This is a genomic window from Streptomyces sp. NPDC085524 (assembly GCF_044541755.1).
Lineage (GTDB): Bacteria > Actinomycetota > Actinomycetes > Streptomycetales > Streptomycetaceae > Streptomyces.
The window spans coordinates 62850-78144 of sequence record NZ_JBITTH010000016.1 but is presented as its reverse complement, the minus strand read 5'-3'; the positions used below and the strand labels follow the sequence as shown (position 1 = coordinate 78144).

General features: G+C 70.6%; 10 protein-coding genes. 4 read left to right on the top strand and 6 right to left on the bottom strand.

The features are described 5' to 3' along the window. Nucleotides 1–89: 89 nt before the first annotated feature. From ACIGFK_RS24285 to ACIGFK_RS24275, 3 genes are all read right to left on the bottom strand, one after another. Nucleotides 90–2147 (bottom strand): discoidin domain-containing protein, encoded by a 2058-nt coding sequence (locus ACIGFK_RS24285; RefSeq protein ID WP_376656993.1) that lies wholly within the window; start codon nt 2145–2147, stop codon nt 90–92. A 352-nt stretch (nt 2148–2499) separates the two neighbouring features. Continuing rightward, on the bottom strand, nt 2500–3444 hold the full coding sequence (locus ACIGFK_RS24280) for a hypothetical protein (protein WP_376656994.1): 945 nt from the start codon (nt 3442–3444) through the stop codon (nt 2500–2502). Between the two features lie 39 nt (nt 3445–3483). Then, the gene (locus ACIGFK_RS24275; RefSeq protein ID WP_376656995.1) at nt 3484–4374 is read right to left on the bottom strand and encodes an alpha/beta fold hydrolase; all 891 of its coding nucleotides are present in this window, start codon (nt 4372–4374) and stop codon (nt 3484–3486) included. Between the two features lie 77 nt (nt 4375–4451). Here ACIGFK_RS24275 and ACIGFK_RS24270 point away from each other — a divergent pair, with 77 nt between their 5' ends. Then, a complete protein-coding gene (locus tag ACIGFK_RS24270) occupies nt 4452–5072 on the top strand; it encodes a sigma-70 family RNA polymerase sigma factor (protein WP_376656996.1) in 621 nt (206 codons plus the stop codon). A gap of 10 nt (nt 5073–5082) precedes the next feature. On the opposite strand, the gene ACIGFK_RS24265 is transcribed toward ACIGFK_RS24270, so the two are convergent. Next, nucleotides 5083–6417, bottom strand: a complete 1335-nt coding sequence (locus ACIGFK_RS24265; RefSeq protein WP_400053642.1) for a radical SAM protein — start codon at nt 6415–6417, stop codon at nt 5083–5085. Between the two features lie 120 nt (nt 6418–6537). Here ACIGFK_RS24265 and ACIGFK_RS24260 point away from each other — a divergent pair, with 120 nt between their 5' ends. Further along, nucleotides 6538–7992, top strand: a complete 1455-nt coding sequence (locus ACIGFK_RS24260) for a glyceraldehyde-3-phosphate dehydrogenase (RefSeq protein WP_386466989.1) — start codon at nt 6538–6540, stop codon at nt 7990–7992. A 110-nt stretch (nt 7993–8102) separates the two neighbouring features. Here ACIGFK_RS24260 and ACIGFK_RS24255 read toward each other — a convergent pair whose 3' ends face one another. Then, nucleotides 8103–9287: a cytochrome P450 gene (locus tag ACIGFK_RS24255; protein WP_400053556.1), complete on the bottom strand. Its 1185-nt coding sequence runs from the start codon at nt 9285–9287 to the stop codon at nt 8103–8105. After that, nucleotides 9277–10086 (bottom strand): tRNA-dependent cyclodipeptide synthase, encoded by an 810-nt coding sequence (locus ACIGFK_RS24250; RefSeq protein WP_376656999.1) that lies wholly within the window; start codon nt 10084–10086, stop codon nt 9277–9279. The genes ACIGFK_RS24255 and ACIGFK_RS24250 overlap by 11 nt, the downstream gene beginning before the upstream one ends. A 292-nt stretch (nt 10087–10378) precedes the next feature. Between ACIGFK_RS24250 and ACIGFK_RS24245 the strand changes: the two genes are divergently transcribed. Next, complete coding sequence (locus tag ACIGFK_RS24245) at nt 10379–13006, top strand: SpoIIE family protein phosphatase (RefSeq protein ID WP_400053554.1); 2628 nt, start codon at nt 10379–10381, stop codon at nt 13004–13006. 302 nt (nt 13007–13308) lie between these two features. Next, nucleotides 13309–15267, top strand: coding sequence for an FAD-dependent oxidoreductase (locus ACIGFK_RS24240; RefSeq protein WP_386466993.1), 1959 nt, complete (start codon nt 13309–13311; stop codon nt 15265–15267). Nucleotides 15268–15295 lie beyond the last annotated feature (28 nt).

Below are 15295 nucleotides of genomic sequence, written 5' to 3'. Positions count from 1 at the left end.
GGTCCCTCCCGTTCTCGTGCCGGGGCCGGCCGGATCGGGAACGAGTCCTGATCCGGCCGGCCCCGGGGTGTTCCGTGCTTCCCCGCGGGTCAGCTGCTGTAGACGCCGACCTCGTACAGGGAGTAGCCCCACTTGGTGCCGCGCTGCACCCCGTGGACGCGTACGTAGCGGGCCGAGACCCCGTCGAACTGGGCCGTGTCCAGGCCGCCGTCACCGGTCGTCGTGGACCAGACGGACTGCCAGTTCGTGCCGTCGGACGACACCTCGATGCGGTAGCCCTTACCGTACGCGCGCTCCCAGTTGAGCGTGACGCGCTTGACGAGGTTCGTGCTCCCGAGATCGATCTGGAGCCACTGGTCGTCGCTCCAGTCGCTCGCCCAGCGCGAGCCCGTGTCCCCGTCCACGGCCCGGCCGGACGCGTAGCTGGTGAACGGGTTCCACTCCGCCGAGCTGGCCGAGGTGGGAGCGCCCGCGGCGAGGTTCACGCCGGCCTTGTGACGCTCGGAGGCGCCCCAGGTGCCGAGGTAGGACTCGGCGCCCTTGAAGAGGTCGTCCACCACGTCCTGGCCGCCGACGAGCCGGATGTCCTCGATCCAGTCCGGGACCAGGCCGTAGTGCGAGGCGCCGTCGGTGTTCAGGTCCCACGTGCGCTGCCCGGTCGTCTGCTTGTCGATGACCGAGCCGCCGTCGGTGCTGCGGAAGGGGTACTTCACCGGGTTGGGGGTGTTCGCGCCCCGGGGGCCGGGCCAGCCGCCGACGCCGTTCATGTCGGTGCCGTACCCGAGGCCGACGTTGTACTTGTCGCGCAGGGCGTCCTTGCTCTTGGCCTCCCCGCTGAAGCCCTCGGAGCCGCCCATGTACTGGGCGATGAAGCCGCCGAGCTTGTAGACCCGCTCGCTCCACTCCGAGTCCATCCAGCTGTGCGAGGAGATCACGCCGGGGTAGGACTCGGTCTCCAGGATGTCGAAGGCCCGGCCGGCGGCCTTCACGCTCATGTGGTCGACCTCGAGCATCATCTTGCGCTTCATCATCCCGCGCACCGCGTACTCGCCCAGATCGGTCAGACCGCGGCTGTTGCACTGCGCGTTCGACGCGTACGAGGGCACGGCCACGCCCGCCGGGAGCTGCTTCTGCGCCTCGGGGGCCGCCGCGAGCCCGATGGGGTTGTCGTGCTGGGGGCCGGCGCACTGCTCCGTCTTCCAGAAGGTGCCGGTCGACAGGAACTGGCCGACGTTGATCGCGGTGCCCAGGGCGCCCTCGTCGAAGCGGACCCCGCAGAGCGCGTTGTCGAACTTGTGGCAGAGGAACATGCTGCGCACGCCGAGCTTGTGCAGCTCGTCGAGGCCGCGGTCGATGTCCTCCTTGGAGCACTGGGCGATGTCCAGGATCTGCTTGCAGCCGAAGGGCTCGGAGGTCTCGACCCCGAGGACGACGGCGAGCTTGCCCTGCTTGATCACCTCGCGGGCCTGGCCGGAGTCGGTGACGATGCGGAACCAGCCCTTGCCCGGGCCGCCGTACATCTTGTCGATGTACGCCTGCATGTCGTAGGTCTTCTGCGCCTCCAGGCGGATGGCGGTCATCTCGTCGCAGCCGCGGTCCTTGAAGAAGTAGACCGAGCAGATGACCCCGTTGGTGACGAGGTCGTTGACGAGCACCCGCTGGCCGCCGCGCCAGGCACGCTCCACCCAGGCGTAGTAGTTCTGCTGGTGGGTGAGCGAGTCGTGGGCGGGCCAGTCCTTGAAGGTGGGCCAGCCGTCCGGGTCGTGCTTGCCGTCGCCGCCCTTGGTGATGAAGTCGAAGATGGCGAGCGTGCCGTCGGGGTAGTGCTCGGGGCAGTCCTTGAGCGCGTCGGCGACGCCCTGCTCGGAGAACGGCTTGCCGCAGATGAGGCGGCCGCCGAAGCCCTCGTTGGACATCAGGTGGTCGTGGGCGTCGACGAAGCCGCGGACCCGCCCCTGGGCGTCGGTGCCCTTGAAGGGCTCGCCGGTGACGTTGATCTCGGAGTCCGGCGCGGGCCGCGCGACCGGGTTCCACCAGCCGGGGTCGGCGGAGGAGCTGGCTGCGGGGCCGATCACCATGGCGACCACGGTGAGGAGGATCGAGAGGACCGCTAGCGGTCGGCGCCTGAAGCGCGGAAGAGCAGTCATGTGCATGTCATCATCACGTCTTCGCTCGGCAGATGGCACGGTGGGGGATCCTGCCGAGAATCTCGGCTGCTGACATCAGAGTCAATAGTCCGGGACAGATGACCTGATGATTTGTCAGAACGGTGGCCGAGCCGGCGGCCGCGGAAAGCCGTGTGACCGGAGCACGCTGACGCCGGGTCGGGAGAGGCCCCCTCCGGGGAGGCGCACGGCGGGACTCGCCACGGGCCCCAGGCGGGCGCGGCGGATGGGGGCGGCGTGTGTGTAGGGGCGGTCCGCCTTCGGGCGGCGCGCGTGCGGCCCGCGCGGATGCGGCCCGCGCGGATGCGGCCCGCGCGCACGCGGACTGCGCGGGTCAGCGCTGTGCGCGGTCCCGCCAGTACGCGTACTGCTGCATCGGGTCGCCGCTGAGCCGCCACGGCCACTCGGTCACCGTGCCGTCGATCAGCTGGAAGACCTCACCCGCGTCCCGGATGCGGTTCGCCTGCACCAGCGCGAAGGCCAGCAGGTTCAGATCGGCCTTGGCCGCCGCGTGGTGCAGGAAGCCGGGGCTGCGCCAGTTGGCGTACGCCCGGTCCAGGACCGGCGCGGCGGGAGCGCTCGCCCAGTGCCTGCGCGCCATGAGCGTGCTCAGGTCGTCCTCGGCGGCGGCGCCGGTGTGGTGCCGCCGGACGGTCGCCGTCAGCTCTATGCCGGAGGTGGGCGCGTTGGCCGGCATGCGGGAGCGCGAGGCGTCGATGAATTCGAGCACCTGCATGTGCGAGCCGCACTCGTCGGGCGAGAGGTAGCCGAGCATCTGCAGGTGCGCCTCGCGGTTCCAGGTGTCGCGGGACAGCACCTCCTGCCATATCCGGAACACCTCCTGGGAGGGGCGCTGCAGCAGGCGCAGGATCCCCAGCAGCACCACCCACGGAGCGGGGTCGGCGGGCTGCAGGTCCGCCGCGTCGTAGCAGGCGTCGACCGTCGCCTGGGCATCGTCCATGTCGCCCCGGCGGGTCCCCCGTACGAGGTCCGCCCAGGCCTGCAGCAGCAGTGCGTCGCCGCTGCCGGGGCGCCGGGCGGGCCATGTCCGTACGAAGTTGGAGTCGGCCGCGGCGTGGGCCAGGACGCCGATGCGGTGCGAACGCCGGTCCCAGTCCGTGCCGGCGTCCGCCAGCAGCTGCTCCACCTGCGCGATCTGAAGATCTGCCAGGCCCGGGGACGGGCTGCCCTCCAAAGCCTTCAGGACCCGGCCGAGTGGGACGTCGTCGAGCTCAGGTGCGAGGCGCGGCTTGCGGCGGCGGGTTCCGAAGATCGGCATGCCGGGAGGATAGGAGATCGTCCGGAGTTCAAACCCCGTTCACGAAGGATTGTTATCTGCGGAGGGAATTCGAAACCCTACCGTCTCGTATTGCGAGACGGTTGCCGTCAGAAAGGCCCCGACGGCGTCCGCGAACCGGTCGGCGTCGTCGATCCACGGATAGTGTCCCGCCCCCGGCTGCACCGCGAACGCGGCGTCGGGGAACAGCCCGGCGAACTCGTCGGCCATCGGGGGAGGGCTGTTCAGGTCGAACTCCCCGGTGAGCACCAGCACCGGGTGCCCGAATTCGGCGAGCGCCGCGCGCGTGCCCTCCGGGTCGAAGGCCCCCTCGGCCCCGAAGCCGGCGACGGCCTCCTGGTTCTCCGGCCGGGCGGCCGCGTCGTGCTCCCGGGCGGCGGCGTCCCAACGGCCCCAGAAGAAGGGGGCGATGGCCGCCGGGTCACCGCCCCGGCCCTCGGTGAGCGCCACCAGGGCGGCGTACGCCTCCGGGAACCACGGCTCGTCCCCGCGCAGCCGCGCGCACGCCCGCCGTGTCTCCCCGCTCACCTCCAGGCCGACGGCCCGGCTGCTGGGGCCGATCAGGGCGAGCCGGCCGACGCGCTCCGGGTGGCGGGCCGCGTACTGGACGGCGATGTTCGTGCCGGCGGAGTGGGCCAGCAGGTCCGTCCGGGGGAGTCCGAGGTGGGCGCGCAGGGCCTCGACGTCCTCGACGAGCCGGTCGCAGCGGTACGAGGACGGGTCCTCGGGGACCGCGGACCGGCCGGTGCCGCGCAGGTCCGGGACGATCAGCCGGCGGTGCGCGGACAGGCCGCCGAGATCGCCGAGGTAGGCGGCGTCGGCGGGGCCGCCCGGGATGCAGAGGACGGGATCGCCGTCTCCGGTCACGCGGTAGGCGAGGAGGGTTCCGTCGGGTGCGGGGAAAGTGGGCATGGCGGGATGCTCGCACGTCATAACCAAGTTATACAACCCGGTTATGGAGGAGGCCCCGGCCGGTGTATAAGGGAGCCATGGCAGGTGGAGAAGGAACGGGGCGGGACCTCGGGGCGCTGACCGAGGAACAGGCCGGGCGGATGCTCGCCGAGATGAACGAGGTCATCCGCGCGGGCGAGGAGATGCGCGGGCTCCGCGCCGAAATGATCACCGTGCTGGCGGGTCTGGGCTGGACCCAGGACAGGATCGCCAGGCTCACCGGCATGAGCCAGCCCGCCGTCTCGAAGCAGGTGGCGAAGGGCAGGGACGGCGAGGGCGCCCCGGCGCCGATGGCGCTCTCCCTCGACCAGTACGACGTACCGTGGCTCGAAGGGCGCCTGTGGGGTCTGGCCGAGGACATCTCCGAGCGCTGCGGCGGGACCGCCCGCTGCGCACGCCGCGTCGACGCCCTCGCCCGGGGGCGGGGGCGCTTCACGCCGGCGGGCGTCGACGAGCTGCGGCGCCTCGTGGAAGAGGACCTGAGGCTGCACCGGGAGGCGCTGCCGGGCGGCCACCGGTCCGCCTACGACGAGATCAGCCGTGGCCTCGACGTCCCGCCGAAGACCGCGGCCCCACCCGCACCCGCATCGGCCTCCGTGCGCCGCACCCTGGCCCGCCGCATCCAGCGGGACCGGCTCGGGGGCGGCGCCGAAGGGTGAGGGCCCCGGGTCAGGCGTCGGCGGCTTCGAGCCCCTCCAGGCTGTCCATGAACGAGCTCACGGAGAACACCGCGCGCCCCGGACCGGCCGGACCGTAGCCGGGCGGGGAGCTCAGCCCGAACTCCTCCAGTGTCGCCCGGTAGGCCTCCAGCAGCCGGATGTGGTACTCCAGCGGCGCGCCCAGCGGGTTGGCCTTGCCCAGCGGGGTCGTCGGCTCCGGGCACCAGGTGGTGAAGCGGGGCACGACGCCGTTCGACATGAAGAACCGCAGGCCCTCGGTGGTCGACTCGATGGCCTCGCTGACCTTGGTGAAGCCGAAGGGCTCGGCCATCTCGATGCCCGCCACGAAGTTCGGGATCACGTTGCGCGGGCCGAAGACCTCGGCGGAGTCCAGGATCCTGCGGTGCCACTCGTCGCGGCCGACGTAGCGCTCCTTGCCCGGGCAGTGCAGCTCGAACAGCCGGCGGTCCCACACCTCGAAGTTCGGGTGGTAGATCTTGATGCCGTAGTCGTGGAAGCGCTGCACCGCGTCGCGGGGGAGGGCCTGGGCGACGACCTTGCCCGTCCAGCGACCGGGGAAGCGCTCCTCGATGGCCTTCGCGTAGTGGCCGTAGAAGTCGGCCTCGTCACGGCCGCCGACCTGCGAGGTGATCGAACCGCCGGTCAGGGTGTACGCCCGCGAGGTGCCCGCCGTGTCGTACCGGTCGATGATCTCCAGGGCCTCCAGCACCTCCTCGACCGGCTTCACGCCGGTGTAGGGGCGGCCCGCCGCCTTGTGCTGGCGCCAGTTGTGGTTGATGTCGCAGAACTGGCACTCCTCCTTGGCGCCGAAGTACTGGCACACCCGGAAGACCGTCAGGTAGATCAGGTAGCCCCACTGGATGGTCGGCGCGACCTCCATGACCGACTTCCCGTTCGACAGCTTGTGCCGGTAGTACTCCGGCATCGGCGGCAGGCCGACGTCCGAGATCCGTACGCCGTCCAGGTAGAGGCCGAGCGAGCCGTCCTCGCCGCCGCGCACGACGTAGGGGGAGTCCGGGTTGACCCGTACCGACACGACCGTGCGGCGCAGGCCGTAGGGGCCGCCGGTGAGGACGATCTCCTCCGGCGGGCGGTTCAGGGCTGCGGCGCCGAGCTCGGGCAGGGTCCGGTGGTCGAAGGAGAAGATGAAGTACGACTTCGGCTTCACGTCCCCGCTGCCCCCGTCGGCCGTACCGCTGAGCGCCGACTCGTCGAAGGCCATGCCTCCCCGGAGCAGATCCTCCTTGATCACGGCCTCCCGGGGCACGTGCGGGAAGCGCTCCATCAGGCCTTCCACCAGCGCGGTGCGGCTCTGCGTCTCCATGTGCTGCTCCATCCCTGACTCCTAGAGGATCACTCGCAGCGTAGCCCGAGGGGGGCGCGTGAAAGGGCAGGGGATAAGGTGGTTAGCATATGAGCACCGCCTAGCTCGAAAGATAAACCTGTGACTGTCATTGAGGACTCGTTCAGCAGCTGGAAAAACCGCGAAGAGATCGCGGAGTCGATGATTCCGATCATCGGGAAGCTGCACCGGGAGCGGGACGTCACGGTCCTGCTTCACAGCCGCTCGCTGGTGAACAAGTCGGTGGTCAGCATCCTCAAGACCCACCGATTCGCCCGGCAGATCGACGGTGAGGAGCTCTCGGTCACCGAGACCATGCCGTTCCTGCAGGTGCTCACCACGCTCGATCTCGGCCCTTCGCAGATCGACATCGGCATGCTCGCCGCCGACTACAAGAGCGACAGCCGCGGCCTCTCGGTGGCGGAGTTCACCGCCGGGGCCGTCGCCGGTGCCACCGGCGAGAACAAGCTCGAGCGCTCCACCGGCCGTGACGTCGTCCTCTACGGCTTCGGCCGCATCGGCCGACTCGTCGCCCGCCTGCTCATCGAGAAGGCCGGCTCCGGCAACGGCCTGCGCCTGCGCGCCATCGTCGTCCGCGGTGGCGGCGACCGGGCCGCCGAAGACATCGTCAAGCGCGCCTCGCTGCTGCGCCGCGACTCGATCCACGGCCAGTTCAACGGCACCATCACCGTCGACGAGGCGAACAGCACGATCATCGCCAACGGCAACGCGATCAAGGTGATCTACGCCAACGACCCGTCCGAGGTCGACTACACGGCGTACGGCATCAAGGACGCCATCCTCATCGACAACACGGGCAAGTGGCGCGACCGCGAGGGTCTGTCGAAGCACCTGCGCCCCGGTATCGACAAGGTCGTCCTGACGGCCCCGGGCAAGGGCGACGTCCCGAACATCGTCCACGGCGTCAACCACGACACGATCAAGCCGGACGAGCAGATCCTGTCCTGCGCCTCCTGCACCACCAACGCCATCGTCCCGCCGCTCAAGGCCATGGACGACGAGTACGGCGTGCTGCGCGGTCACGTGGAGACCGTCCACTCGTTCACGAACGACCAGAACCTGCTGGACAACTACCACAAGGCCGACCGCCGCGGCCGCTCCGCACCGCTCAACATGGTGATCACCGAGACCGGTGCCGCCTCGGCCGTCGCCAAGGCGCTGCCCGACCTCAAGGCCCCGATCACCGGCAGCTCGATCCGCGTCCCCGTCCCGGACGTCTCGATCGCCATCCTGAGCCTGCGCCTGGGCCGTGAGACCACGCGCGAGGAGGTCCTGGACTACCTCCGCGACGTCTCGCTGCACTCGCCGCTGAAGCGCCAGATCGACTTCACCACGGCCCCCGACGCCGTCTCCATGGACTTCGTCGGCTCGCGCCACTCCTCGATCGTCGACGCGGGCGCCACCAAGGTCGACGGCGACAACGCGATCCTCTACCTCTGGTACGACAACGAGTTCGGCTACTCGTGCCAGGTCATCCGGGTCGTCCAGCACGTCTCCGGGGTCGAGTACCCCACCTACCCGGTCCCGGGCGTCTGATCCGGACCCACTGAGCGGTAGCACGACGGCCCCGGCCGGGGAAACCCGGCCGGGGCCATCGTCATACCTCACGCCTCGTACCTCGCGCCGAGGACGGCGTCGGCGCGCTGTTACCAGAGCACGGACAGGCGCTCCGGGATGCGCTTCATGAAACGGGTGCGCCACACGAGCTGGTCCACCGGCACGGCCAGCGCCAGGTTGGGCATCTTCTCCAGGAGGACCTCGATGGCGATCTCGGTGTGCCGCTTGCCGAGGGCCGTGGCGGGGCAGTAGTGGCCGCCGCCGCCGAAGGAGAGGTGCTGGTTGGCGTTCTCCCGGTCGATGTCGAACGTGTGCGGGTCCGGGAACACCGACGGGTCGGTGTTGGCGCCCTCGACCAGGACGAGGCACAGCTCGCCCTTCTTCACCAGGACGTCGCCGAGCTGGACGTCCTCCGTGGCCAGCCGGGGCAGGCCGTCGGCGATGGAGAGGTTGACGCGCAGCAGCTCGTCGACCGCCGTCGGGATCTTCTCCGGGTTCTCGCGCAGCTGCTCCCACACGTCGGGGTTCTGCAGGAGCGAGAAGATCGCCATGGTCAGGAAGCCCATGGTGGAGATGACGCCGGCACCGAAGAAGGTGACGCCGACCGTGGCCAGCATCTCGTCCGTCAGGTGCGCGTAGTCCGGGTCGTCGCGCAGGGCCGCGAGCTCGGCCATCAGACCGGTCGTGGCCGGGTCGTCCAGGCGCTCGACCATGTACGCCATGTCGCGGTCCCAGTTGAGCTTGGCACCGGTGACGGGGCAGGCCGAGTTCATGAACGCGATGTCGAGGCTGTTCGCCAGCTTCGGGGCGTCCGCCTGCGGGATGCCGAGGATGCGGCAGTGCAGGTTCTCGGAGTACGGGTTGGTGAACTGGCCGCGCAGGTCGACCGGCGCACCGTAGGCCAGCATGCTGTCGACCAGCGCGTTGGCCTCGGCCCGCATCCAGTCGTTCAGGCCGGGGGCCTTGGGGTTGATCGCCTTGAGCACGGCCTTGCGCAGGCCGGCGCCGGTGATGTTGCCCATGTTGTTGACGACCTCGGGCGGGATCGTCAGCGCGTACTGACGGGGCACGCCCGGGGCCGAGGTGTCCTTGAGGCTGAAGCGGGGGTCTTCGAGGACCTGCTTGCACAGCTGATACGAGCAAACGAGCCAGGCTTCGTCCCCGGCTATCGTCCGGACCTTCTTGACGGGCTCGGAGCGGAGCTGCTCGACCTCGGCGGGGATCCTGTCGCCGCGGGCGTCGAACGGGAAGTCGAGAATGGTGTCAGTGCTCATCGAAGGTTCCTTCGGCGGGGGTGATGACGGCGTGACCCTGGTTGCGGGAGGCGCGCAGGCCCGAGCCGCGCGAGTACAGCAATTCCGCCATCGGCAGGAGCTGGTGGTAGCAGTTGAGCGAAGAAGGCACGCCCATGATCGCGGGCGTGTCGAGGAAGAGCGGCGCCTCGGCGCAGACGTACTGCAGGCAGACCTCGCGCTGCCGGGTGGTGGCGGTCTCCCCGTTCAGGACCTTGGAGGAGAGGAACGAGTCCACGAGTTCGCCGCAGGTGGCCAGGAACTCGGGGTCGTTCTCCAGCCGGCTGGTCAGGTCGGCGTGGAGCGCCTTGTAGGCGGGGATGTCGGTCAGCGCCGACATCGGGCGGGCGCGCAGCCGCTCGCCCGAGGGGTCGGCCTCGGCGGCGGCGTTGTTGACCTTGGCGCGCACCCCGCGCAGGTTCTTCACCGCCTTGCGCCGTGCCTCGATCTCGTCGTAGCCGAGGGCTTCGTACATCTCGGCGACGTAGAGGTCGGTGTAGATGATGTCGACCTGGTCGAAGTTGCGCATGCCCCACTGCGCGAGATCGAGAACGCGCTGGGCCGAGAAATAACTATTACCGGGAGAGATGCCGATGACCGCATGATCGCCCTCGTTGTTAATGACTTCGCAATGAGGAGTGTACGGCCGGACAATGAAGACTTCGGTCGCTGTCGTCAACGGGTGTCTGGTCCTTCGCGCCGCGAGTCCCAAGAGGGCCTTGTGCCCGAGGTGTAGCGGCGACGTGACAGAAGGTACCCGAATTTGAGTGCGACGTTCCACGGCTTCTGGTCGGTAACTCCGTTGCCGGTCATCGTGGTTGCATCTTCCTATTTCTATCGGTCGCCCGATCGTCAAAGATTGGAATTCAGGGAATGGAAGGGCGGGGCCGTTCTTTTTTCGTCACTCCTGGTGACTTATCGGACGCGTGCCGGGCCTGTCGTGAGCCATCGCCGCCCAGAGGTGCTACAACTGGGGGCGTGACCATTCCTCGCCACCCGTGCCGGGTACGTCGGTGCGGTCACCTCTAGGCAACCGGTTCAGGAGCGTCGCCGGCCAGGTATTCGTCCTCCAGGTGACGATCGTGGTGTTGCTCGCAGCCGGGGCGCTGCTGGCCCTCCTGCTCCAGTCGCGGCACGACATCGACCGCGAGGCACGCAACCGGTCGGTCTCCGTCGCCCAGACCTTCGCGCACTCCCTGGGCCTCCAGGACGCCCTGAAGACGGGCAACCCGTCCGCCGTCCTGCAGCCCCTCGCCGAGGGCACCCGCAAGGCCGCCAAGGTGGACTTCATCGTCGTGATGGACACCAACGGCATCCGCTACAGCCATCCCAAACCGGACCGCATCGGAAAACGCTTCGTCGGCACGATCGAGCCCTCTCTGGCGGGCAAGGTCCACACCGAGAGCGTGAAGGGCCCGCTCGGCAAGGAGATCCAGGCGGTGGTGCCCGTCACCGACGCCGACGGCAAGGTCGTCGCGCTGGTCTCGGCCGGCCTCACCGTGAAGAACGTGAGCGGCGCCGTCGACCGCCAGCTCCCGGTGATCCTCCTGGCCATCGCCGGCGGCCTGGCCCTGGCCACCGTCGGCACGGCCCTGATCAGCCGCAGACTGCGCCGCCAGACCCACGGGCTGGGCACGCAGGAGATGACCCGCATGTACGAGCACCACGACGCGGTGCTCCACGCCGTCCGCGAAGGGGTGGTCATCACGGACGGCGAAGGGCGGCTCCTGCTGGCGAACGACGAGGCCAAACGCCTCCTCGGGCTGCCGGACGACGCCGAGGGGCGCCGGATCGAGGAGGCGCCGGGACTCGACCGCCGGATGGCGGACCTCCTGCTCTCCGGCCGGGTCGCCACCGACGAGGTGCTGGAGAGCGGCGAGCGGCTCCTCGTGGTCAACCAGCGGCTCACGCACCCCGGAGGCAAGCCCGAGGGCACCGTGGCCACCATCCGCGACTCCACCGAGATGCGCGTGCTGTCCGGCCGCGCGGACACCGCCCGCAGGCGGCTGAAACTGCTCTACGACGCGGGCGGGGACATCGGCACCACCCTCGACGTCGTGCGGACATCCGAGGAGCTCGCCAGGGTCGCCGTCCCCCGCTTCGCGGACTTCGTCACCGTCGACCTGGCCGCCGCGGTGCTCGACGGGGACGAGCCCGGCCCCGACGCCGACATGCGGCGCACCGCCGTCAACGGCATCCGCACCGACCACCCGCTCTACCCCCGCGGCCGCCTGATCGACTTCCTGCCGTCCACCCCGCAGGCCATCGGCTACGGCACCGGCGAAGCGGAGCTGGTGCCCGACCTGAGCGATGCGCCGGGCTGGGAGGCCCAGGACCCGCCGCGGGCCCGGGCCATCGTCGACTACGGGATCCACTCGCTGATCGCGGCCCCGCTGAAGGCCCGGGGCGTCGTACTCGGCGTGGTCAACTTCTGGCGGTCGCGCAAGCCCGAACCCTTCGACGAGGACGACCTGTCACTGGCCGAGGAGCTCGTCGCCCGGGCCGCGGTCAGCATGGACAACGCCCGCCGCTACACGCGGGAGCACGCCCTCGCCGTGACGCTCCAGCGCAGCCTGCTGCCCCGGGCCCTGCCCGAGCAGAGCGCCGTCGACGTCGCCCACTTCTACCTGCCCGCGCAGTCCGGTGTCGGAGGCGACTGGTTCGACGTGATCCCGCTGCCGGGCAGCCGGGTCGCCCTCGTCGTCGGCGACGTCGTCGGCCACGGCCTGCACGCCGCCGCCACCATGGGACGGCTGCGCACGGCGGTGCACAACTTCGCCTCCCTCGACCTGCCGCCCGACGAGATCCTCGCCCGCCTGGACGACCTCGTCCAGCGCATCGACCACGACGGGGAGGCCGGCGACGGCGCCGGCGGGATCCTCGGCGCGACCTGCCTCTACGCCGTCTACGACCCCGTCTCCCGCATCTGCACGGCGGCCCGGGCCGGGCACCTGCCGCCCATGCTCGTCGCCCCCGACGGGACGACCACCGTCGTCGACCTGCCCGCAGGGCCTCCGCTGGGCCTGGGCGGCATGCCCTTCGAGACCGCCGAACTGGAACTGGCGGAGGACAGCCAGCTCGTCCTGTACACGGACGGTCTCGTCGAGGAACGCAACCGGGACATCGGCGAAGGGCTGGAACTGCTCCGCACGGCCCTCAGCAGGCCCGACCGCACCCCCGAGGAGAGCTGCCGGGCCGTACTCGACATGCTGCTGCCGGCCCGGCCCACCGACGACGTGGCGCTGCTCATCGCGCGCACCCGGACCCTGGGCCCGGACCGGGTCGCACAGTGGGACGTCGCGTTCCAGCCCAGCGCGGTCGGCGCGGTGCGCAACGCGGCGGCGAGGAAGCTCGAGGAGTGGGGTCTGCCGGACCTCGCCTTCGCCACGGAGCTGATCCTCAGCGAGCTGATCACCAACGCCGTGCGGCACGGCCGCGCGCCGGTACGCGTACGGCTCCTGTACGACCACACCCTGACCTGCGAGGTGTGGGACGGCAGCAGCACCGCCCCGCACCTGCGGTACGCCGCCACCACCGACGAGGGCGGCCGGGGCCTCTTCCTGGTGGCGCAGCTCAGCGAGCACTGGGGCACGCGGTACACCTCGGAGGGGAAGGTCATCTGGGCGCAGCAGGCCCTGCCCGGCGGCCCGGGCCGCACGGAACCGGACCTCTGGGACTTCCTGGAGGCGGACCCCCTCTGACGCTCTTGCCGGACCTCCTGGCGCCCGGCGCAGGGTGCGTCCACCGAGGGCCTGACCCGCACCTGGGACCCGGGCGTCAGCCCGTGGACGTACCTGGGCGTGCTCGGATTCGCGACGGCGCTGACCGCGTCGGCGCGGCAGCAGCCCGCGCACCCGCACGGCCGGCCCCTGCCGACGGGGGTCGGCCGTACGAAATCCTGTGCGTCAGCCCCTGGTTGACCGCGCCGCACGTCCGGGTGGTTGTGCACCCTCGGAGGGGCTTTTGGGCATCCGGGCATCCGGGCGGCCGCAAGAGTTGCTCCATGATCACGGACCCGCTCCCCACTCCCGGACCCTCCGCAGAGCCCGCCCCGGAGCCCGCACGCCGGCCCTCCCGCCGTACCGTCATCGCTGGCGCGGCCGCCGTCGCGGGCGCCGCCACGCTGACGGTCGCCGCCGCCTCGGCCGAGACCCCGCAGGTCCCCACGGGTTCGGCCCGGCCCGACTGGGACACCTGCCTCACCATCGCGCGGGCCATCCTCGTACGGGACGAGAACGACCAGCCGCTGGTACCGCACTACGCGGACGTCCTGCTGAAGAGCGGCCTGCCCAGGCAGCGCGGCACCGGGCGCCCCGGCAGGAAGGTGCTGATCGTCGGCGCCGGGCCCGCCGGGCTCACCGCGGCCCACCTGCTGCACGAGGCCGGACACGAGGTCACGGTCATCGAAGCCAACGCGAACCGGGTGGGCGGCCGGATCAAGACCTTCCGCGCGGGCGGCCACGAGAAGGCCCAAGCACCCTTCGCGGACCCGAAGCAGTACGCGGAGGCCGGGGCCATGCGCATCCCCGACAGCCACCCGCTGGTCACCGGGCTGATCGACGGCCTGGGCCTGAAGCGCCGGCGCTTCCACCTGGTCGACGTCGACGGAGCCGGCCGCCCCGCCCACCGGACGTGGATCCACGTCAACGGAATCCGGGTCCGCCGGGCCGATTACGCCCGCGATCCGAAGGTCCTCAACCGCTCCTTCGGGGTTCCGGCGGCCTACGAGTCCGTGCCCGCCGCGCAGATCGTCCGGAACGCCTTCGCCCCCGTACGCAAGGAGATCGAGGGCAAGAAGGACAAGGCACTCGTCGAGGGCTGGGCGCGCGTCGTGCAGCGCTACGGCCACATGTCGATGTACCGCTACCTCACCGAGGAGGCGAAGCTCGACGAACGGACCATCGACCTGATCGGCACCGTCGAGAACCTCACCTCCCGCCTGCACCTCGCCTTCATCCACAGCTTCATCGGGGCCTCGCTGATCAGCCCCGACACCGCCTTCTTCGAACTGCCCGGCGGCACCGCCACGCTGGCCGACGCGCTCTACGCCCGCGTCAAGGACCTCGTACGGCTCGACCGCCGTGCCACCCGGATCACGCACGGCGACGGCAGGGTGAGCATCGACACCGTCTCCGAGGGCCGCGACGGCACCGTGCGGCGCGAGACCTTCACGGCCGACACCGCGATCATCACCGTCCCCTTCTCCGGGCTGCGCCACATCCCGGTCGCGCCCCCGCTCTCGTACGGCAAGCGGCGCGCGGTCACGGAACTGCACTACGACGCCGCCACCAAGGTGCTGCTGGAGTTCAGCCGCCGCTGGTGGGAGTTCGACGAAGCCGACTGGAAGCGCGAACTGGAGGCCGTGAAGCCGGGCCTGTACCGCAGCTACCAGGTCGCGAAGACCCCGGCGGACGGCGGTCTCCTGGGTGCCCACCCCTCCGTGCCCAGGGGACACATCTCCGAGGCCCAGCGCGCCCACTACGCCGCCTGCCGGGTGGTCACCCGCGACCAGCCCGAGGCGGCCGGGGTCATCGGCGGCGGTTCGGCCACCGACAACCCGAACCGTTTCATGTTCCAGCCCTCGTACCCCGTCGAAGGCAGCCCCGGCGGGGTCGTCCTCGCCTCGTACAGCTGGTCCGACGACGCGCTGAAGTGGGACTCCCTGGACGACGAGGAGCGCTACCCGCGCGCGCTCGCCGGGGTCCAGGAGGTGTTCGGGCAGCGGATCGAGGTGTTCTACACCGGTGTCGGCCGCACCCAGTCCTGGATGCGCGACCCGTACGCGTACGGCGAGGCGTCCGTCCTGCTGCCCGGCCAGCACACCGAGCTCTTCCCGCACGTCCGCACGGCGGAGGGCCCCCTCCACTTCGCCGGCTGCCACACCTCCGTCAAGCCCGCGTGGATCGAAGGCGCCCTGGAGTCGGGGGTGCGGACCGCCCTGGAGGTCCACCTGGCCCCGTAGGCCGCTCCGCGGCTCCCCGGCCGGCCGC